The organism is Kocuria turfanensis (assembly GCF_001580365.1).
In the GTDB taxonomy this organism is placed as follows: Bacteria; Actinomycetota; Actinomycetes; order Actinomycetales; family Micrococcaceae; genus Kocuria; species Kocuria turfanensis.
This window is the reverse complement of record NZ_CP014480.1, coordinates 3,184,182-3,205,769: the sequence shown is the minus strand read 5'-3', so window position 1 is coordinate 3,205,769 and position 21,588 is coordinate 3,184,182. Positions and strand designations below refer to the sequence as shown.

Here is a 21,588-nt window from a genome sequence, read left to right as displayed (position 1 = left end):
GGCGGGGGCTGGGGCGGACCGGCACGGCGGGCGGCGACGGCGACCCGCGCGCGGACCGCTCCCGGTTACGCTACGGCTACCGTAGTGTAGCCTAGATCTCATGCTTACCGCTCTCGTGACGGGGGGGACGTCCGGCATCGGCGCCGCGTTCGCCGATGCCCTGGCCCGCCGTGGAAATGCCCTGGTTCTGGTCGCCCGCGACGCGGACCGCCTCGAGCAGACGGCGGCCCGTCTGCGCGCGGAGCACGGCGTGCCCGTCGAGGTGCTGGCGGCGGATCTCGCGGACCGCGCCGACGTCGACCGGGTGGCCGCCCGCGTCGAGGACCCGCTGCGCCCGGTGGACGTGCTGGTGAACAACGCCGGCTTCTCCGTGAAGACGCCCTTCACCGCCCCGGACACCGGCGCCCACGACCGCGCGTTCGAGGTCATGTGCCGGGCCGTGCTGGTCCTGTCCTCCGCCGCGGCCCGGGCCATGACGGCGCGCGGGTCCGGCTGGATCATCAACGTGTCCTCCATCGCGGGGCTGATCACGATGGGCTCGTACTCGGCGATCAAGGCCTACACCACCGCGTTCACCGAGGCACTGGCCGTGGAGCTCCACGGCACGGGCGTGCACGTCACCGCGCTGCTGCCCGGCTGGGTGCGCACGGAGTTCCACGAGCGCGCGGGCATCACCGGCTCCTCGATCCCCTCCTTCATGTGGCTCACCCCGGAGCGCGTGGTCGAGGAGGCCCTCGACGACGTCGCCCGCGGCAAGGTGATCTCGATGCCGACCAAGCGCTACCGGGCCCTCGGGGCCGTCCTGCGGCACCTGCCGCGGTTCGCGGTCCGGCGGATCTCCGGCATGGTCGCCTCCGCCCGCCAGAAGGAACGGGCGGCCGGGTCGTGAACCGCCGCAAGCACCACGACCAGGTCCCGGTCCGGCGCTCCATCGACGGCGGGGGCGAGACCTCCGCCTCCGAGCCGGCCCCGTCCGCCCCGCCCGCCTCCTCCGCGCAGCTGGACCCCGCGCGGTTCCGGGACCCCCGGCGCCGGCTGGCCCGCCGGATCGCCCAGCGGGTGTTCCTGCACGGGCTGGCCTACCGCACGGTGCGCCGCACCGTGGTGACCCATCCGGCGGCCGAGGCCCTCGACGGCCCCTGCATCGTGGTGGCCAACCACTCCAGCCACCTCGACGCCCCGCTGGTGCTCGGCTCCGTGCCCCGGCGCGTCCGCCGGGACCTGGCGACCGGGGTGGCCGCGGACTACTTCTTCACCGCCCCGCACAAGCGGATGTTCACGGAGCTGATCTTCAACGCGTTCCCGGTGGACCGCACCGGCACGGGGGCCAACCGCGGGCTGTCCAAGCAGCTGCTGAAGGCCGGCGTCCCCCTGCTCGTCTTCCCCGAGGGGACCCGCTCCCGCACGGGCCGGATGGCGCCCTTCAAGATCGGCGCCGCGGGCCTGGCCAAGGCCGTGGGCGTGCCGGTGCTCCCGGTCGCCCTGATCGGCGCGCACGAGGCCATGCCGCACGGCAGCAAGTGGCCGCGCCCCGGCCGGCCCCGCGTCGTGGTGGCCGTCGGCGAGCCCCTCGTCGCCCGGGACAAGGAGCCCACCGCGGCCTTCAACGAGCGCATCGAGTCGTCGGTGCGCGCGCTCTACGCCGAGCACCGTCCGCGCATCGACGCCTGAGCACCCCCACCCCGAGAACCAGGAGAGTACTGCGCAGATGGCACACGTGAAGCACATGAAGTGGTGGGGCTGGGGCGAGGAGGGCGTGCACTTCGAGTACGCGAACAAGCCGGCCTTCGCCCCCTTCGTGAAGAAGGCCCTGGACGTCGACCTGCGCCCGCGGCAGCGGGACACCATCGACTTCGCGACGGTGAGCGTCCCGGCCTCCCGCGCGGACGACGACGTCCTGGCCGCCCTGCGGTCGGTCACCGGCGCCGAGCACGTGAGCCTCGACGACGAGCTGCGGATCGTGCACTGGGCCGGCAAGTCCGTGACCGAACTGCTGCTCACCCGGGCCGGCGACTTCGCCCGGGTGCCCGACGTCGTCGTCTATCCCGGTGCCGAGGACGAGGTCGCCGCGGTGCTGCGGCTGGCCGTCGAGCGGGACCTGGTGGTCATCCCCTTCGGCGGCGGCACGAGCATCTCGCGCAGCCTCCAGCCGGACCCCACCGAAGAACGAACGATCGTCTCCCTGGATCTGGGGCGGCTGAACCGGGTGCTCTCCATCGACGAGACCTCGGGCCTGGCCACCATCGAGGCCGGTGTCCTGGGCCCGGACATGGAGGACCAGCTCAACGCCCGCGGGTGGACCCTGGGCCACTTCCCCGACTCCTTCACGCACTCCACCCTCGGCGGCTGGGCCGCCACCCGGTCCTCCGGGATGCAGTCGGACAAGTACGGGGACATCGCCGACATCGTGCGCGGGCTGCGAGTGGTCCGGCCCGGCGGCACCGTGGTGCTGCGCCCGCTCCCGTCGACCTCCACGGGTCCGAGCCTGCGGGAGATGATCATCGGCTCCGAGGGCCGGCTCGGCGTGATCACGCAGCTGGACGTGCACGTCCACCGCATCGCGGAGCAGCGCGAGGTCATCGCGTACATGTTCCCCACCTGGCAGCAGGCGCTCACCGCGATGCACGACATCGCCCGGTCCGACATCCGGACCACCTTCGCCCGCGTCTCCGACGCGCACGAGACCGCGTTCTCCCTGTCCACGCAGAAGGCCCCGACCACGCTCAAGAAGAAGGTCACGGCCAAGGGCCAGGACCTGCTGTGGGAGGTCATGCGCCGCCGCGGCTGGGACACCGACGCCATGTGCATCGCCTATGTCTGCTTCGAGGGCGAGAAGGCCGAGGTCGAGCGCCGCAAGAAGGCCGTGGCCGGCCTCGTGAAGAAGCAGGGCGCGCTGGTCCTGGGCTCGGGCCCCGGCGCCCTCTACGACCAGAAGAAGTTCGACACCCCGTACCTGCGGGACTTCCTGCTCGAGCAGAACACCATCGGCGACGTCTCGGAGACGGCCGCCCCGTGGTCCAAGCTCACCACCGTGCACAAGGCGGCCTACGACGCCGCGCACCGGGCCTTCGCCGCACAGGGCAAGACCGGGTGGATCATGTCCCACATGTCGCACTCCTACCACGCCGGGGCGTGCCTCTACTTCACCTTCGGCTACGAGATCGGCGCGGACCCGCACGGCGAGTACGCCGCGATCAAGAGCGCCGTCCAGCAGGCCTTCATCGACGCCGGCGGAACCCTGTCCCACCATCACGGCGTGGGCCTGGAGCACAGCCCCTGGATGGAGCAGGACGTCTCCCCCGAGGGAGTCGACCTCATGCGCCGCCTCTTCAGCGCCACCGACCCGGGCGGCAACCTCAACCCGGGCAAGATCGTCAGCTGACCCCCGGACCCGTTCGTGCGGCAGGCCCCCACCCCGCGCGGGTGGGGGCCTGCCGCACGAACAGATCCGTCTCCGGGCACCGGCCGGAGACGCCCTGCCGCAGCAGGTCACTGCCTCGGCACCTGAGGGTAGTGTCGGGCCCGTCGAGGTCTTCCCGCGACAGGGCGCGGGAGAGCCCCCGTCCTCGGGGAGCCGCTTCGAACGGTGAGAGGGGATGGTGCGCCGTGCCGTGGTGGTGGAGCTCGGCCTGGCCCGTGCTGGTGGGCGCCCTCGGGGCGCTGCTGGTGGTGTGGCTGGTGCTGCTCGTCGTGCTGTGGAGGGCCGCACCGGACCGCCCCGGGGTGCACGACGCGCTGCGGCTGCTGCCGGATGTGCTCCGGCTCGTCAAGCGGCTGGCCGGTGACCGCGCACTCCCCCGCGGGGTGCGCGTGCGGCTGCTGCTGCTGCTCGCCTACCTGGCACTGCCCGTCGACCTGGTCCCGGACTTCGTCCCGGTGCTGGGCTACGCCGACGACGCGGTGATCGTCCTCCTGGTGCTGCGCTCGGTAGCGCGCACCGCCGGCCCACAGGCCTTGGAGCGACACTGGCCGGGCACCCCGGACGGCCTGGCCGCGGTGCGCCGTCTCGTGGGTGACCACAGGCAGCGGGACGCCGAATGAAGAAAAGGCCCGCACCGGTGTCGGTGGAGTGCCGGCAGCGCCGGTGCGCAGGGCATGAGGAAAGGCCCCGCACCGGTGGGTGCGGGGCCTGTCGACTGATGTGGGGAGCCCCCGCACCGGTGGGTGCGGGGCCTTTCGACTGATGTGGGGAGCCCCCGCACCGGTGGGTGCGGGGGCTCGACCCTTGTGGGTGTGGTCCGGCGGTGTCCTACTCTCCCACACCCTGGCGGGTGCAGTACCATCGGCGCTGTGGGTCTTAGCTTCCGGGTTCGGGATGGGACCGGGCGTTTCCCCCACGCTATGACCGCCGTAACTCTGTCTCCCCCTGCTCTCCCGCGCCGGTGCCGGCGGGGTGGGGGGGAAATCTGGTCACAGTGATGACTGTGGATGCAATTGTGTGCTGCGGTGGTGCAGCCGTGGCCCGTGCCGGCCCACCGCGGGCGGTGGGGTCGGGGAGGGTTGTTGGTTGGGAGCCGTATAGTGGACGCGGTGTTCTGTGGTGTCCCACCGGTGTCCCCACGCTTGGTGGGGGGTGGGTGTGGGGTAAGTTGTCGGCGTATTAGTACCGGTCGGCTGCACACGTCGTTGGTTCGTGCTTCCACCTCCGGCCTATCAACCCAGTGGTCTCGCTGGGGGCCTCTCACACCAAGTGGTGTCTGGAAATCTCATCTCGAAGCGAGCTTCCCGCTTAGATGCTTTCAGCGGTTATCTCTTCCGAACGTAGCGAAGCAGCGGTGCACCTGGCGGTACAACTGCCATACCAGAGGTTCGTCCGTCCCGGTCCTCTCGTACTAAGGACAGGTCTTCTCAAATTTCCTGCGCGCGCAGCGGATAGGGACCGAACTGTCTCACGACGTTCTGAACCCAGCTCGCGTACCGCTTTAATGGGCGAACAGCCCAACCCTTGGGACCAACTCCAGCCCCAGGATGCGACGAGCCGACATCGAGGTGCCAAACCATGCCGTCGATATGGACTCTTGGGCAAGATCAGCCTGTTATCCCCGAGGTACCTTTTATCCGTTGAGCGACGGCCATTCCACAATGTACCGCCGGATCACTAGTCCCGACTTTCGTCCCTGCTCGAGCTGTCGCTCTCACAGTCAAGCTCCCTTGTGCACTTACACTCGACACCTGATTGCCAACCAGGCTGAGGGAACCTTTGGGCGCCTCCGTTACTCTTTAGGAGGCAACCGCCCCAGTTAAACTACCCATCAGGCACTGTCCCTGACCCGGATCACGGGCCGAAGTTAGATGTCCAGAGTGACCAGAGTGGTATTTCAACGTTGACTCCACGTGCACTGGCGTGCCCGCTTCACCGTCTCCCACCTATCCTACACAAGCCACACCGAACACCAATACCAAACTATAGTAAAGGTCTCGGGGTCTTTCCGTCCTGCTGCGCGTAACGAGCATCTTTACTCGTACTGCAATTTCGCCGAGTTCATGGTTGAGACAGCGGGGAAGTCGTTACTCCATTCGTGCAGGTCGGAACTTACCCGACAAGGAATTTCGCTACCTTAGGATGGTTATAGTTACCACCGCCGTTTACTGGGGCTTGAATTCTCCGCTTCGCCGTGAGGCTAACGGGTCCTCTTAACCTTCCAGCACCGGGCAGGAGTCAGTCCGTATACCTCGTCTTGCGACTTCGCACGGACCTGTGTTTTTGATAAACAGTCGCTTCCCCCTGGTCTCTGCGGCCCTTACCCGCTCGCACCAGCTAGTGGTGTCCACGGTCCGGGCCCCCCTTCTCCCGAAGTTACGGGGGCATTTTGCCGAGTTCCTTAACCATGATTCTCTCGATCGCCTTAGTATTCTCTACCTGATCACCTGTGTCGGTTTGGGGTACGGGCGGCTGGAACCTCGCGTCGATGCTTTTCTCGGCAGCATAGGATCACCGAATCCCCCCACGGATGGGGGTCCCGTCACGTCTCAGGCACGTGATCCGCGGATTTGCCAACGGATCGCCCTACACGCTTAGACCGGGTCTACCATCGCCCGGCTCGGCTACCTTCCTGCGTCACACCTGTTAATACGCTTACCTCCCCGGTTCAGGTCCCACGCTCCCCGACACCGGCGACCGGCCAATGGCCGGCACCTGGTGCGGTTCGGGTGGTTAGTGTCCCCGGTTCGATAGGGGCGGTTCTTCGCCGGTACGGGAATATCAACCCGTTGTCCATCGACTACGCCTGTCGGCCTCGCCTTAGGTCCCGACTGACCCAGGGCAGATTAGCTTGACCCTGGAACCCTTGATCATCCGGCGGACGGGTTTCTCACCCGTCATTCGCTACTCATGCCTGCATTCTCACTCGTGTGGGCTCCACCACTGGGTCACCCCGCAGCTTCACTGCCCACACGACGCTCCCCTACCCATCGCACCACCTGAACCACCCCCACGAAAGGGACGGCTGGGTATCGTTGGTGCAATGCCACAACTTCGGCGGTGTACTTGAGCCCCGCTACATTGTCGGCGCGGAATCACTTGACCAGTGAGCTATTACGCACTCTTTCAAGGGTGGCTGCTTCTAAGCCAACCTCCTGGTTGTCTGAGCAACTCCACATCCTTTCCCACTTAGCACACGCTTAGGGGCCTTAGTTGGTGGTCTGGGCTGTTTCCCTCTCGACTATGAAGCTTATCCCCCACAGTCTCACTGCTACGCTCTCACTTACCGGCATTCGGAGTTTGGCTGACGTCAGTAACCTTGTAGGGCCCATCGGCCATCCAGTAGCTCTACCTCCGGCAAGAAACACGTAACGCTGCACCTAAATGCATTTCGGGGAGAACCAGCTATCACGAAGTTTGATTGGCCTTTCACCCCTACCCACAGCTCATCCCCTCCATTTTCAACTGAAGTGGGTTCGGTCCTCCACGCGCTCTTACACGCGCTTCAACCTGGCCATGGGTAGATCACTTCGCTTCGGGTCTAGATCACGCCACTCACTCGCCCTGTTCAGACTCGCTTTCGCTACGGATACCCCTCACGGGTTAACCTCGCGACGTAACACTAACTCGCAGGCTCATTCTTCAAAAGGCACGCCGTCACCTTGTAGGGCTCCGACGGATTGTAGGCACACGGTTTCAGGTACTATTTCACTCCCCTCCCGGGGTACTTTTCACCTTTCCCTCACGGTACTGGTCCGCTATCGGTCATCAGGTAGTATTTAGGCTTACCAGGTGGTCCTGGCAGATTCACACGGGATTTCTCGGGCCCCGTGCTACTTGGGTACATGCTCCGCGCGGCAGCGGCGATTTCGTCTACGGGACTCCCACCCTCTACGGCCCGGCACTCACACCGGTTCGACTATCGCCCTGCACTCACACGCCCGGGCCGGCAGACCCGGGACGACACGCCCCACGACCCCGATGATGCAACCCCTGCCGGGTCTCACACACCATCGGTTTGGCCTCTTCCGCGTTCGCTCGCCACTACTGACGGAATCACTGTTGTTTTCTCTTCCTGTGGGTACTGAGATGTTTCACTTCCCCACGTTCCCTCCACGCACCCTATGCATTCAGGTACGGGTCACCACGCATAACACGTGGCGGGGTTTCCCCATTCGGAGACCCTCGGATCACAGCTCGTTTATCAGCTCCCCGAGGCTTATCGCAGATTACCGCGTCCTTCATCGGCTCCTGATGCCAAGGCATCCACCGTGCGCCCTTAAAAACTTGCCACATGATCACAGAACACACCGACCAACAACCACAACCAGCACCCGTCCACCGGCACCCCCACCCCGAAAGGCAGCAGCACCAGCACGAACACGCGCTCTCGCAGTCGTCGGCGGCGATCAATCACGAACTCTCCCGCACCACCACCCACCCCGCACGCAGCGGAAGCAGGAGAGGGCACGGGCGTTCTTAAGATGCTCGCGTCCACTATACAGTTCTCAAACAACAACCCACACACCCCACACCATGGTGCTTCGGGGGGCGGCACCGGACCCCCGCAAGGAGGACCGCACCGACCCACCGCACCGGTGGGGCGCCGGGACAACCAGAGCCAACACACCCCCACGACCCCGGCCCCCCGCACCACCACCCCCCTGAGGGGACAGCAGCACCGGAAGACCCGGAAACCACGAGGGCCCTGTTGTCTCAGGACCCAACAGTGCGCCATGGACCACACCCCCACCACCCGGGTATCAGCCGTTCCACCACCCCACCGACCCCCCGGCCCGCAAGGACCAGAGAACACAGCGGAGCGGGTACTGAAGAAGAACCCGGCCGGCACACGAGGTGCGGCCGCTTGCTCGTTGACATTCCACCCATGAGCTCACCCCACCAGCACCACGCACGGGCACTAGGGCGGGGGCGACCACCACACGGCGGTCAACGGCTCCTTAGAAAGGAGGTGATCCAGCCGCACCTTCCGGTACGGCTACCTTGTTACGACTTAGTCCCAATCGCCAGTCCCACCTTCGACGGCTCCCTCCCACAAGGGGTTAGGCCACCGGCTTCGGGTGTTACCAACTTTCGTGACTTGACGGGCGGTGTGTACAAGGCCCGGGAACGTATTCACCGCAGCGTTGCTGATCTGCGATTACTAGCGACTCCGACTTCATGAGGTCGAGTTGCAGACCTCAATCCGAACTGAGACCGGCTTTTTGGGATTAGCTCCACCTCACAGTATCGCAACCCTTTGTACCGGCCATTGTAGCATGCGTGAAGCCCAAGACATAAGGGGCATGATGATTTGACGTCATCCCCACCTTCCTCCGAGTTGACCCCGGCAGTCTCCTATGAGTCCCCACCATCACGTGCTGGCAACATAGAACGAGGGTTGCGCTCGTTGCGGGACTTAACCCAACATCTCACGACACGAGCTGACGACAACCATGCACCACCTGTCCACCGACCCCGAAGGGAAACCCCATCTCTGGGGTAGTCCGGTGAATGTCAAGCCTTGGTAAGGTTCTTCGCGTTGCATCGAATTAATCCGCATGCTCCGCCGCTTGTGCGGGCCCCCGTCAATTCCTTTGAGTTTTAGCCTTGCGGCCGTACTCCCCAGGCGGGGCACTTAATGCGTTAGCTACGGCGCGGAGAACGTGGAATGTCCCCCACACCTAGTGCCCAACGTTTACGGCATGGACTACCAGGGTATCTAATCCTGTTCGCTCCCCATGCTTTCGCTCCTCAGCGTCAGTAACAGCCCAGAGACCTGCCTTCGCCATCGGTGTTCCTCCTGATATCTGCGCATTTCACCGCTACACCAGGAATTCCAGTCTCCCCTACTGCACTCTAGTCTGCCCGTACCCACTGCAGACCCGGGGTTGAGCCCCGGGCTTTCACAGCAGACGCGACAAACCGCCTACGAGCTCTTTACGCCCAATAATTCCGGACAACGCTTGCGCCCTACGTATTACCGCGGCTGCTGGCACGTAGTTAGCCGGCGCTTCTTCTGCAGGTACCGTCACTTGTGGCTTCTTCCCTGCTGAAAGAGGTTTACAACCCGAAGGCCGTCATCCCTCACGCGGCGTCGCTGCATCAGGCTTCCGCCCATTGTGCAATATTCCCCACTGCTGCCTCCCGTAGGAGTCTGGGCCGTGTCTCAGTCCCAGTGTGGCCGGTCACCCTCTCAGGCCGGCTACCCGTCGTCGCCTTGGTGAGCCATTACCCCACCAACAAGCTGATAGGCCGTGAGCCCATCCAAAACCAGTCAAACCCTTTCCACCCCCCACCATGCGATGAGGAGTCGTATCCAGTATTAGACCCGGTTTCCCAGGCTTATCCCAGAGTCAGGGGCAGGTTACTCACGTATTACTCACCCGTTCGCCACTAATCACCCCCGCAAGCGGGAGATCATCGTTCGACTTGCATGTGTTAAGCACGCCGCCAGCGTTCGTCCTGAGCCAGGATCAAACTCTCCGTCAAAAAACAGAAAAACAAACCCACCCACCCCGCAACAGAAGCAGGACGAGCGAGCGATCCAGGCCGAAAAAGACCACCCACACCCCACGGAGGCGGGACACAGGCGATCCATCAACCAAACAAAACATTTGGTATCAACAAACATGGCACACTATTGAGTTCTCAAACAACAGACCGGTGAGCGTGTCCCGCTGGACACCGTGCTCCCGGAGTGCTCTGCAACCTTAGCCCTCCCGGTCGGTCCGGTCAATCTCAGGTGAACTCTTGGTGACCTGATCGTGACTGGAGCGCCGTTCCGGCGAAGCTCGCAAGCCGCCACCCTAGCACGTCCCCGGCTCCTCGCAGCGCGCTGGCCGCTCGGTCCGGAATGGTGTGGGTGGGGTGCCGTCCCGTGGTGCTCCCGGAGGAGTTCCTCGCCGCGACGACTTGGAAGAAGTTACCCGGTTCGCCGGCCCTGTGCAACCCGGCGGTTGGGCGCTCCGCACCGCCGGCCGGGGACGGGGAAGGGCCCGGGTCCGCAGACCCGGGCCCTTCCCGGTGCACCGGTCCCGCCCTACGGGGACGACCGGTGCGGACTCAGTGCTCGGCAGGCTTGAGGTAGAGCACCGCCAGCGGCGGGACGGTCAGCACGGCGGAGGCGGGATTGCCGTTGTGGGCGCCCTCGGTCGCGCTCACCCGCCCGAGGTTGCCCACGCCCGAACCGCCGAAGTGCTCCGAGTCGGTGTTGAGCACCTCGGTCCACTCGCCGGCCCACGGCAGGCCCAGCCGGAAGTTCTCGTGCGGGTTGCCGGCGAAGTTGGCGACGCACACCAGCGGGTTGCCCTGCTCGTCCCACCGGGTGAAGGACAGCGTGTTGCGCCCGGCGTCGGCGGCGTCGATCCACTCGAAGCCGGCCGGGTTGTTGTCCCGCTCGTACAGCGCCGGGGTGTCGCGGTAGACCGTGTTGAGGGTGCGCACGAGCTCCTGGACGCCCTTGTGCGGCGGGGTCTCCGAGAGCCACCAGTCGAGTCCGTGCTCCTGGGACCACTCGGACTCCTGGGCGTACTCGGTGCCCATGAAGATCAGTTGCTTGCCGGGGTGGGCCCACATGAACGCGAGGTAGGCGCGGACGTTGGCCAGCTGCTGCCACCGGTCCCCGGGCATCTTGCGCAGCAGCGAACCCTTGCCGTAGACGACCTCGTCGTGGGAGATCGGCAGCAGGAAGTTCTCCGAGAAGGCGTAGACGAGCGAGAACGTGAGCTTGTTGTGGTGGTAGTACCGGTTGACCGGGTCCTCGGCCATGTACTCGAGGGTGTCGTGCATCCACCCCATGTTCCACTTCAGCCCGAAGCCCAGTCCGTCGGCGTCGGTGGGCCGGGTCACCCCCGGGTACGAGGTCGACTCCTCGGCGATCATGACGATCCCCGGGGTGCGCTTGTACGCCGTGGCGTTGGCCTCCTTGAGGAACGCGATGGCCTCGAGGTTCTCCCGGCCGCCGTAGATGTTCGGCTCCCACTCCCCCTCGTTGCGCGAGTAGTCCAGGTAGAGCATGGAGGCGACGGCGTCCACGCGCAGCCCGTCGATGTGGAACTCCTCCAGCCAGTAGGAGGCGTTGGCCACCAGGAAGTTGCGGACCTCGTTGCGGCCGTAGTCGGGGATCAGGGTTCCCCAGTCCTTGTGCTCGCCGCGGCGGGGGTCGGCGTGCTCGTACAGGGGCTCCCCGTCGAACCGGGCCAGGGCCCACTCGTCCTTGGGGAAGTGCCCCGGGACCCAGTCCACGATCACGCCGATGCCGGCCTGGTGGAGCTGGTCAACGAGGTAGCGGAACTCGTCCGGGCTGCCGAACCGGGAGGACGGCGCGTAGTAGGAGGTCACCTGGTAGCCCCAGGACCCGCCGAACGGGTGCTCCGCCACGGGCATGAACTCCACGTGCGTGAAGCCCTGCCACGTGAGGTACTCGACGAGCTCCTTGGCGAGGTCCTTGTAGCCCAGGCCCATCCGCCACGAGCCGATGTGCAGCTCGTAGACGCTCATCGGGGCGTTGTGGGGGTCGGTGGCCGCACGGCGGGCCAGCCAGGCGTCGTCCTGGAACTCGTAGGTCGACTCGAAGACGCGCGATGCGGTCGAGGGCGGGACCTCGGTGCCGAAGGCCATGGGGTCGGCCTTCTCCCGCCAGCCGCCGTCCCGGCCGAGGATGCGGAACTTGTAGGTGGCGCCGGAGCCCAGCCCCGGCACGAACAGCTCCCACACGCCCGAGGAGCCGAGGGAGCGCATCGCGTGCTCGCTGCCGTCCCAGCCGTTGAAGTCGCCGATGACGCGCACTGCCTGGGCGTTGGGCGCCCACACGGCGAAGCTCACGCCGGTGACGTCCCCCAGGGCGGAGGGGTAGCGGCGCACGTGGGCGCCGAGGACGGTCCACAGCGTCTCGTGCCGCCCCTCCCCGATCAGGTGCAGGTCGAGCTCCCCCAGGGTGGGGGCGAAGCGGTACGGGTCGTCCATCCGCTGCGGCTCGAGGTCCCGGTAGGTGACGTCCACCCGGTAGTCGGGGATCCGGCCCGGCTCGTGGGCCGGGACCACACCCGTGAAGATGCCGCCCCACTCGTGCTCGAGCTCGAAGGTGCCGTCCTGCGTGACCACGGCGACCGCCGTGGCGAACCGGCGCAGGGTGCGCACGGTGACGCTGCCGTCCGGGCCCAGGTGGGCGCCCAGGACCCCGTGCGGGTTGTGGTGGCGGCCCTCGGAGACGGCGGCGAGCACGTGCTCCGGCACGGGGACGGGCCCTGCCGGGGCGACGTCGTGGCCGGCGGCCTGGACGGGGTCGGATCGGTCCTGCGGGGTGCTGGCGGTCACTGCGTCCTCGATTTCCGTTCCCGGTTCCGCCGCAGCGCGCCGCGCGGAACGGGACCTGTCGTCGTCATGGCCGGTGCCGGATGCGGAGTCCGCGCCGGCGGGTTCAGGGTTCACGCTACGCGACCGCTGATCGTCCAGGAAACGGCGCACCGCTCCGGCCGGCACGCCCAGCCAGTCCGGCCGGTTGCGCTGCTCGTAGACGACCTCGTAGAGCGCCTTGTCCAGCCACAGCGCCTGGAACAGCGGGGAGTCGCGGTCCACGACGTGCCCGGCGCCCTGCTCGTAGCCGGACAGGAAGGCCTCGGCGGTCCGGCGGCCCCACTCCTCGGTGTCCCCCGCCCCGGCGCGCGCCCCGAACGCGGCGGCGTAGTCGAAGGAGCGGAGCATGCCCACGACGTCGCGCAGGGCCACGTCCGGCCGGGTGCGCTCCTCGATCGGGCGCAGGGGCTCCCCCTCGAAGTCCAGGACCTTGAACTGGCCCTCCTCCGTCTGGAGGACCTGCCCCAGGTGGTAGTCCCCGTGGATGCGCTGCAGCGGGGGCAGGTCGGTCACGCCGTCGAGGGAGCCCAGCAACGCGTCGAGAGCGTCCGCGTGCTCGGCGAACAGGGACCCGGACTCCGCCCGGGCCCACCGGATGCGCCCGGCGAGGCCGTCCAGCAGGCGGCTGCGGGCCGCGTCGTCGGGGGTCTCCGTGCCGAAGGCGCGGGACAGGTCCCGGTGCACGCGGGCGGTGGTGCGGCCCAGCTCACGGGCCTCGTCGGTGAAGTCGGCGCCCTGCTCGGCCGCCTCGACGGCCCGGCCCCAGGCGTCGGCGGAGCCGGCGAGGAACTCGGTGGCCACCGCCAGCTGGCCCTCCGCGGCGGTCAGGCCGGTGCGCCAGCGGGCGTCGAGCCAGCCGAAGGTGGCCGGGACGGCGGGGCAGCCGAGGGCGGTGAGCTCGCGGCCGACCTCCACGTCCGGGTTGGCGCCCTCCCCCACGACCCGGAAGAACTTCACGATGACGGCGTCGGCGTGTGCCCGGCCCGGCGGCGGGGTGATGATCACCGAGGAGTTCGACTGCTCGCTGGAGATCACCCGGACCTGCTCGCGGGACTCCACCGCGTAGGGCACGCGCAGCACGTCCCCGTGCGCACCGGTCAGGGACAGCCCCAGCGGCCCGCCCCCGGCGGTCTCCTGCTGCTGCATGAGCGCAAGCGCAGTGCCCACGAAGGCGGGGTCCCCGACGCCGTCGTAGACCCACGAGCCCGCCACCGCGCCGTCGGCCCCGGGCACGGGCAGACCGGTGCGGTCGGCCACGGCGCGCCCGGCCCGTGCGGCGCGGTCCTTGAGCTTGCGCGCCGCCCGCAGCGGACCGGGGCCCTGCTCCGTGCCCGGCGCGACCGCCGGCCCGGCACCGGCGTCCGCCGGGGCCGTCGGCTCCGCCACCAGGAACCGCTCGGCGCCCTCGAGGGGCGCCGCGCGGAGAGTCAGCGGCACCTGGAGCAGCTCGGTGCGGTCCCCCGCCGAGGCCTCGACGAGCAGCACGCGGGCCGTGCCGCCCGCCCGCTCCGGCAGGGCGAGCTCGGCGAGGACCCGCAGGTCCGCGCCCGCGCCGCCGTCCGCGAAGGGAAACCACCGCTGCTTCGGCAGCCACCGCCGCAGGAGGTCGAGGAGCTCGTGGGGGTGCTGGTCGGTCATGGGATCGGGTCCTTCCGGGGCGGGCGGGGTGGTGGCCGGACGCGCGGTCGCGCTCAGGACGTCTTGACGGGCGTGATGATCGGCAGGGCCGTGGTCTGCGGGTGCGTGCCGTCGTCGCGGCGGGCCGCGCGCAGCCGCAGCCAGAAGAAGTCCTGGCTGCCGAGGGTGATCCGGTACTCCCCGGCCTCGTCCACCTCTCCGAACAGGTCGCCGCCGAAGAGCTCGCGCAGCCCGCGGCCCGCGAACTGCGGCAGCCGGATGCGGGCGCACGCGGGCGTGTGGGCCAGGTTGAACAGGCACAGCACCGTCTCGCCGCGGCCGTCCTCGGTCTCCTCGTCCGGGAGCACCCGCAGGAACGCGAGCACGGAGTCGTGGTCGGTCTCCACGTTGACGTAGCTGCCCAGACCGAACGCCGGGTGCGCCTTGCGCACCGCCAGCATCTGGCGCATCCAGTGCAGCAGGGACGACGACGACGCCAGCTGCGCCTCCACGTTGACCTGGTTGTAGTGGTAGACCAGCGACTGGACCACGGGCAGGTACAGCTTGCCCGGGTCGGCCTTGGAGAACCCGGCGTTGCGGTCCGGGGTCCACTGCATCGGGGTGCGGGAGGCGTCGCGGTCGTCGAGCCAGATGTTGTCCCCCATCCCGATCTCGTCGCCGTAGTACAGGAACGGGCTGCCCGGCAGGGACAGGAGCAGGGCGTGGATGAGCTCGATCTCCGCCCGGGAGTTGTCCAGCAGGGGCGCCAGCCGGCGGCGGATGCCCACGTTGGCGCGCATCCGGGAGTCCGGGGCGTACCAGCCCAGCATCGCCTGGCGCTCCTCGGTGGTGACCATCTCGAGCGTCAGCTCGTCGTGGTTGCGCAGGAACGTGCCCCACTGGGTCCCGCGCGGGATGTCGGGCGTCTCCTGCATGGTGTCCACGATCGGGGCGGCCTTCTGGTCCCGCAGCGCGTAGAAGATCCGCGGCATGATCGGGAAGTGGAAGCACATGTGGCACTCCGGGTCCTGCTCGGTCCCGAAGTACTCGACCACCTCGTGCGGCATCTGGTTCGCCTCGGCGATCACCACGCGCCCGGGGTACTCCTCGTCGATCATCCGGCGCAGCTGCACGAGGAACTCGTGGGTGCCCGGGAGGTTCTCGCAGTTGGTCCCCTCCTCCTCGATCAGGTAGGGGATCGCGTCGGCGCGGAAGCCGTCGATGCCCATGTCCAGCCAGAACTTCACCACGTCGTGGACGGCCTCCACCACGGCCGGGTTCTCGAAGTTGAGGTCGGGCTGGTGGGAGAAGAACCGGTGCCAGAAGAACTGGCGGCGGATCGGGTCGAACGTCCAGTTCGACTCCTCGGTGTCCACGAAGATGATGCGGGCGTCCTGGTACAGCTCGTCCGTGTCCGACCAGACGTAGAAGTCGCCGTAGGGGCCGTCCGGGTCCTCGCGGGAGGCCTGGAACCAGGGGTGCTGGTCGCTGGTGTGGTTCAGCGGCAGGTCGATGATCACCCGCAGGCCGCGGGCGTGCGCCTCCGCGACGAGCCGCTTGAAGTCGCTGATCGTGCCGAACTCGTCGAGCACGGAGTAGTAGTCCGAGATGTCGTAGCCGCCGTCGCGCAGCGGGGACTCGAAGAAGGGCGGCAGCCAGAGGCAGTCGATGCCCAGCCACTGCAGGTAGTCCAGCTTGTCGATCAGACCGGAGAAGTCGCCGGAGCCGTCACCGTTGGCGTCGGAGAACGCCCGGACGAGGACCTCGTAGAACACCGCTTTGCGGAACCAGTCGGGGTCGTGGGAGATGCCGGGGGCGTTGAGCGAGAACGGCGAGATGCTCATGCGGGGGTGCCGCCTTTCGGGCAGGTGGGTCGGAGGCCTTCGGGTGGGAAGGGGGCCCTCCCGGGTGGTGCGTCCCGGGAGGGCCCCGACGGGGTCCGGAAGATCCCCTACTTGACGTTGCGCCGGATGTGCAGGACGTGCGCCGGGTCGTGGTGCGGGTCGAGGCGCACGTAGTTGTGCGTGCCCCACTTCCAGGAGTGGCCGCTGAGCAGGTCGTCCACCCAGAAGCTGCCGTCCTCGTTGAAGTCGGCGTCGTCCAGGTTCAAGGACTCCAGGTCGAGCCACACCGTGCCCTCGCGGGTCGCGTGCGGGTCCACGTTGACGACCACGATGATCGTGTCCTTGTAGGCGGAGCCGCCGTGCCGCACCGTCTTGGTCTTCGTGTACGCGACCAGGGCGTCGTCGGACGTGGACTGCACCGTCAGGTTCTGCAGGTCGCCCAGCGAGGCGTGCCGGCGGCGGATCTCGTTGAGCCGCGTCAGGTACGGGGCCAGGGACTCCCCGCGCTCCTCCGCCCCGGCGAAGTCCCGGGGGCGGAACTGGTACTTCTCGTTGTCCACGTACTCCTCGGCGCCCTGCCGGGCCACGTGCTCGAAGAGCTCGTAGCCGGAGTAGACGCCCCACAGCGGGGAGCCCGTGGCGGCCAGCACCGCGCGGATCCGGAACGCCGCGGGACCGCCGAACTGGAGGTACTCCGTGAGGATGTCCGGGGTGTTCACGAAGAAGTTCGGCCGGTACACCGCCGAGGTCTCGTGGCTGACCTCGTGCAGGTACTCCTCGATCTCCTTCTTGGTGTTGCGCCAGGTGAAGTAGGAGTAGGACTGCTGGAAGCCCACCCGGGCGAGGCCCTGCATCATGGCCGGGCGGGTGAACGCCTCGGCCAGGAAGACGACCTCGGGGTGCTTGGCGTTGACGGTGCCGATCAGCCACTCCCAGAACCACAGGGGCTTGGTGTGCGGGTTGTCCACCCGGAAGATCTTCACGCCGTGGGAGATCCACAGCTCCACGATCCGCAGCACCTCGAGGGACAGCCCCTCGGGGTCGTTGTCGAAGTTGATCGGGTAGATGTCCTGGTACTTCTTCGGCGGGTTCTCGGCGTAGGCGATCGAGCCGTCGGCCCGGGTGGTGAACCACTCCGGGTGCGCCGTGACCCAGGGGTGGTCCGGGGACGCCTGCAGGGCGAGGTCCAGGGCGACCTCGAGGCCGAGGTCGGCGGCGCGGGCCACGAACCCGTCGAAGTCCTCGAACGTGCCGAGGTCCGGGTGGATCGTGTCGTGCCCGCCCTCGGGGGCGCCGATGGCCCACGGGGACCCGGGGTCCTGGGGGCCGGCCACGAGCGTGTTGTTGGGGCCCTTGCGGTGGGCGCGGCCGATCGGGTGGATCGGGGGCAGGTACACCACGTCGAAGCCCATCCCGGCCACGGCCTCGAGCCGCTCGGAGGCGGTCCGGAAGTTCCCGGAGGTCCACGTGCCGGTCTCGGGGTCGAGGACGGCGCCCTCGGAGCGCGGGAAGAACTCGTACCAGGACCCGCGGCCGGCGGCGGTGCGCTCGACCTTCAGCGGATAGCGGCGGCTCTCGGTGACGAGGTCGCGCAGCGGGCGCTCGGCGACGGCGGCCAGGACCTCGGCCGAGGTGCCGGCCTCGAGCCGGTGCTCGGCGGGCAGCTCCTGGTTGCCCAGCGCGCGGGAGGCGGAGCGGAACAGCTCGACGTCGGAGTCCGGGCGCCCGGGCTCCGCGGCGGCGCGGTCGAAGAGGACCACGCCCTCGGCCATCATCAGCTCGACGTCCTGGCCCACGCCGACCTTGATCTCGGCGGCGTGCCGCCAGGTCTCGTAGAGGTCGCCCCAGCCCTCGACGGCGAAGGTCCACGCGCCCTCGGAGGTCGGGGTCAGCCACGCCTCGTAGCGGTCGGTGCCAGGAGTGGTCAGGACCATGGGCACCCGCTCGGCCTCGGTGCCCTGCGGGTCGTAGAGCACCGCGGTGACGCCGAGGGCGTCGTGGCCCTCCCGGAACACGGTGGCGCCCACCCGGATCGACTCGCCCGGCAGGGCCTTGGCCGGGAAGCGCCCGTCCTCGACCACGGGGCTCACGCCCACGATCGGGATCCGGCCGTAGACCAGGTCCTCGCGGGAGAACGCCGACCCGGCGGCCTTCCTGCGCGTGGCCGGGGCCTTGCGCGTGGTCGCGGCCTTCTTCGTCGTCGACGTCCGGGCGGCCGGGGTCTTCGCCGTGGAGGTCTTCGCGGTGGAGGTCTTCGCGGTCGACGTCCGCGCCGACGCCGTCTTGGCGGTGGGCGTCTTGGCCGTCGACGTCTTCGGGGTCGAGGTCCTGCGCGCGCGGGTGCTGGGCTCCGCCGCGGGCACCACGGAGATGCCCGGCTCGTCCTCCACGGACGCGGCGTCCGCGGCCTTCTTGGCGGTGGAGGCCCTGCGGCGCGCCGGGGCCTTCTTCGCCGGCGGCTCGGCCGGGACTGCGGCCCCGTCGCCGGGAACGGCCGCCTCGGCGGCGGAAGTCGTCGGGAGGTCGGGGGCGGACGTGCCGGCCGGGCTCGCGGCCGGGTCGGACGGGGACGGCGTGTTGGCTTGGCTCACCTGGAACACGTTAGCGACAAACCCCGCGATCGTTAAGCCCGCTGTCGAAGGGCTCGGCAGTGTTCCCGTCCCGGCGGGCGCGCCCGGCGCGCCCGGGCGACGACCGGGCGAGGACACGGCCGGTTCCCGCCGGGTCACCGGTAGTCTGACCGCGTGAAGGCAATCCGTAGATTCACCGTGCGCACCGTGCTGCCGGAGTCCATCGCCCCTCTGAGCCGTCTCGCGAGGAACCTCCGCTGGTCCTGGCACCGGCCGACCGAACAGCTGTTCGCGGATCTCAATCCGCAGGCCTGGGAGACCGTGCACGGCGACCCGGTCAAGCTGCTGGGCTCCCTCACCCGGGAGGAGATCCAGCAGATCGCCGAGGACCCCGCCACCGTGCGGCGGATCGAGGAGCTCGACGCCGATCTGGAGCGCTACCTCACCGACGAGCTGTGGTACCAGAAGACCCAGACCGAGGACGCCCCCCGGGCCATCGCCTACTTCTCGGCCGAGTACGGCGTGACCTCCGTGCTGCCCCAGTACTCGGGCGGGCTGGGCATCCTCGCCGGGGACCACCTCAAGAGCGCCTCGGACCTCGGTGTGCCGGTCGTGGGCGTGGGCCTGTTCTACCAGCACGGGTACTTCAAGCAGTCGCTCTCCCGCGACGCCTGGCAGCAGGAGTCCTATCCGGTGCTCGACCCGGACGGGATGCCCCTGGCCCTGCTGCGGGAGGAGGACGGGACGCCCGCGCGGATCACCCTCCCGCTGCCCAACGGCCGCTCGCTGTCCGCGCAGATCTGGCGCGCCGACGTGGGGCGCGTGCCGCTGCTCCTGCTCGACTCCGACATCCCGGACAACGACGACCACGCCCGCAGCGTCACCGACCGCCTCTACGGCGGCGGCGGCGACCACCGGCTGCAGCAGGAACTGCTGCTCGGGATGGGCGGGATCCGCGCCCTGCGCACGTTCTCCCGGCTGACCGGGGCGCCGGCCCCGGAGGTCTTCCACTGCAACGAGGGCCACGCCGGGTTCCTGGGCATCGAGCGGATCGCGGAGCTCATGGAGCCCTCCGACGGGAGCGAACCGCTGACCTGGGACGAGGCGCTGGCCTCGGTGCGCTCGGCGACCGTGTTCACGACCCACACCCCGGTGCCCGCGGGCATCGACCGGTTCGAGCGGGCGCAGATCGAGCACTTCTTCAACGCCGGTCTCGCCCCGGCCGTCCCCACGGCCAACGTCCTGTCCCTCGGCGCGGAGGACTACGACGACGGCGACCCGTCCAAGTTCAACATGGCGGTGATGGGCCTGCGCCTGGCCCAGCGCGCCAACGGCGTGGCCAAGCTGCACGGCGTGGTCTCCCGCGGCATGTTCCGGGGGCTGTGGCCGGGCTTCGACGAGGACGAGGTGCCGATCGGCTCCATCACCAACGGCGTGCACGTCATGACCTGGATCGACCCCCGCATGGCGGAGCTCGCCCTGGACCCGATGGGCTCCGACCTCAACCGGGCCGCGCGGTGGCGGCGGATCTACGGCGTGGACGACGCCGAGCTCTGGGCGGTGCGCCGGGAGCTGCGCACCCGCCTGGTGGAGGACGTCCGGGCCCGGCTGCGGGCCTCCTGGAAGAAGCGCGGCCTCGCGGACGCCGAGCTCGGCTGGACCGACTCGGTCCTCGACCCCGGGGTGCTGACGATCGGCTTCGCCCGCCGGGTGCCCACCTACAAGCGGCTCACGCTCATGCTGCGGGACCCGCAGCGGCTCAAGAAGATCCTGCTGGACCCGGAGCGCCCGGTGCAGCTCGTGGTCGCGGGGAAGTCCCACCCGGCGGACGAGCAGGGCAAGCGGCTGATCCAGGACCTCGTGCGCTTCACGGACGACCCGGAGGTGCGCCACCGGATCGTCTTCCTGCCCAACTACGACATCGCGATGGCCCGGACCCTGTTCCCGGGCTGCGACGTGTGGCTGAACAACCCGCTGCGACCGCTGGAGGCCTGCGGCACCTCGGGGATGAAGGCCGCCCTCAACGGCGGGCTGAACCTGTCGGTGCTCGACGGCTGGTGGGACGAGATGTACGACGGCCAGAACGGCTGGGCCATCCCCACCGCGGACGAGGGCGCCCACCCGGACGAGCGCGACGACATCGAGGCGGCCGCCCTCTACGAGCTCATCGAGAACCACGTGGCGCCCCGCTTCTACGGGGAGGCGGCCGACGCCTCCGAGCCGGGCACGGACGTGGTGCCGCACCAGTGGCTGGCCATGGTCCGGCACACCCTGGCGACGCTGGGCCCCCGCGTCTCGGCCAAGCGGATGCTCGAGGACTACGTGCGGGATCTCTACGTCCCCGCCGCCGTCTCGGGACGCCGGGCCGCCGAGGACGGGCACGCCGCCGCGCGCGCGAAGTCCCGGTGGATCGGGCGCGTGCGCCAGGCCTGGGGCCAGGTCTCGGTGGAGCACGTCGACACCGAGGGCGTGGCCCAGGACCCGCAGATCGGCGACGAGCTCTCCGTGTGCGCCTACGTCACCCTCGGCTCGCTGGCCCCGGAGGACGTCTGCGCGGAGATCGGCTACGGCCGCGTCTCGGAGACCGACCACATCCACGAGCGCAAGTACGCGAGCCTGCGCCCGACCGGCGACCTCGGGGGCGGGCGGCACAAGTTCTGCGGCACGATCACCGTGGACCGTTCCGGGCCCTTCGGCTACACCGTGCGGGTGCTGCCCGCCCACCCCCACCTCGCCGACAAGGCGGAGCTGGGGCTCGTGGCCAACGCCTGAATCCGCC

The 21,588-nt window shown here is 68.7% G+C and carries 8 protein-coding genes and 3 rRNA genes; 5 read left to right on the top strand and 6 right to left on the bottom strand.

Features of this window, described 5'->3' with window-relative positions:
* The first annotated feature begins 100 nt into the window (after positions 1-100).
* The 4 genes from AYX06_RS14715 (at position 101) to AYX06_RS14700 (ending at position 4,041) form a co-directional block, all read left to right on the top strand.
* Positions 101-889 carry an SDR family NAD(P)-dependent oxidoreductase gene (locus AYX06_RS14715; RefSeq protein WP_062736400.1) on the top strand — a complete coding sequence of 263 codons (789 nt, stop codon included), beginning with the start codon at positions 101-103 and terminating at the stop codon, positions 887-889.
* Positions 886-1,671: a lysophospholipid acyltransferase family protein gene (locus tag AYX06_RS14710; RefSeq protein ID WP_062736399.1), complete on the top strand. Its 786-nt coding sequence runs from the start codon at positions 886-888 to the stop codon at positions 1,669-1,671. The genes AYX06_RS14715 and AYX06_RS14710 overlap by 4 nt, the downstream gene beginning before the upstream one ends.
* A gap of 37 nt (positions 1,672-1,708) precedes the next feature.
* Positions 1,709-3,382: an FAD-binding oxidoreductase gene (locus tag AYX06_RS14705; RefSeq protein WP_062736398.1), complete on the top strand. Its 1,674-nt coding sequence runs from the start codon at positions 1,709-1,711 to the stop codon at positions 3,380-3,382.
* A 224-nt stretch (positions 3,383-3,606) separates the two neighbouring features.
* Positions 3,607-4,041 carry a YkvA family protein gene (locus AYX06_RS14700; RefSeq protein ID WP_062736397.1) on the top strand — a complete coding sequence of 145 codons (435 nt, stop codon included), beginning with the start codon at positions 3,607-3,609 and terminating at the stop codon, positions 4,039-4,041.
* A 195-nt stretch (positions 4,042-4,236) separates the two neighbouring features.
* Here AYX06_RS14700 and rrf read toward each other — a convergent pair.
* The 6 genes from rrf to AYX06_RS14670 all read right to left on the bottom strand — a co-directional run bounded on the left by rrf (position 4,237) and on the right by AYX06_RS14670 (position 18,839).
* Positions 4,237-4,353: ribosomal RNA gene (gene rrf, locus AYX06_RS14695) — 5S ribosomal RNA — on the bottom strand.
* A gap of 227 nt (positions 4,354-4,580) precedes the next feature.
* Positions 4,581-7,714 (bottom strand): 23S ribosomal RNA (locus tag AYX06_RS14690).
* 672 nt (positions 7,715-8,386) lie between these two features.
* A 16S ribosomal RNA gene (locus AYX06_RS14685) occupies positions 8,387-9,913 on the bottom strand.
* The 16S, 23S and 5S rRNA genes sit together here, the layout of an rRNA operon.
* 573 nt (positions 9,914-10,486) lie before the next feature.
* Positions 10,487-14,416 (bottom strand): 1,4-alpha-glucan branching protein GlgB, encoded by a 3,930-nt coding sequence (gene glgB / locus AYX06_RS14680; protein ID WP_062736396.1) that lies wholly within the window; start codon positions 14,414-14,416, stop codon positions 10,487-10,489.
* A 53-nt stretch (positions 14,417-14,469) separates the two neighbouring features.
* Positions 14,470-16,239 (bottom strand): maltose alpha-D-glucosyltransferase, encoded by a 1,770-nt coding sequence (gene treS, locus AYX06_RS14675; RefSeq protein WP_062736395.1) that lies wholly within the window; start codon positions 16,237-16,239, stop codon positions 14,470-14,472.
* Between the two features lie 107 nt (positions 16,240-16,346).
* Entirely contained in the window at positions 16,347-18,839 is a 2,493-nt protein-coding gene (locus AYX06_RS14670; RefSeq protein ID WP_269148877.1) for a maltotransferase domain-containing protein, read from the bottom strand.
* A 144-nt stretch (positions 18,840-18,983) separates the two neighbouring features.
* On the opposite strand from AYX06_RS14670, the gene glgP reads away from it, so the two are divergent.
* Positions 18,984-21,581: an alpha-glucan family phosphorylase gene (gene glgP, locus AYX06_RS14665; RefSeq protein WP_062736394.1), complete on the top strand. Its 2,598-nt coding sequence runs from the start codon at positions 18,984-18,986 to the stop codon at positions 21,579-21,581.
* Positions 21,582-21,588 lie beyond the last annotated feature (7 nt).

Bases quoted from the DNA above. Each gene is read 5' to 3' on its own strand.
- glgB (WP_062736396.1), bottom strand. From the start codon at position 14,416: ATGACCGACCAGCACCCCCACGAGCTCCTCGACCTCCTGCGGCGGTGG.
- AYX06_RS14715 (WP_062736400.1), top strand. From the start codon at position 101: ATGCTTACCGCTCTCGTGACGGGGGGGACGTCCGGCATCGGCGCCGCG.
- AYX06_RS14705 (WP_062736398.1), top strand. From the start codon at position 1,709: ATGGCACACGTGAAGCACATGAAGTGGTGGGGCTGGGGCGAGGAGGGC.
- treS (WP_062736395.1), bottom strand. From the start codon at position 16,239: ATGAGCATCTCGCCGTTCTCGCTCAACGCCCCCGGCATCTCCCACGAC.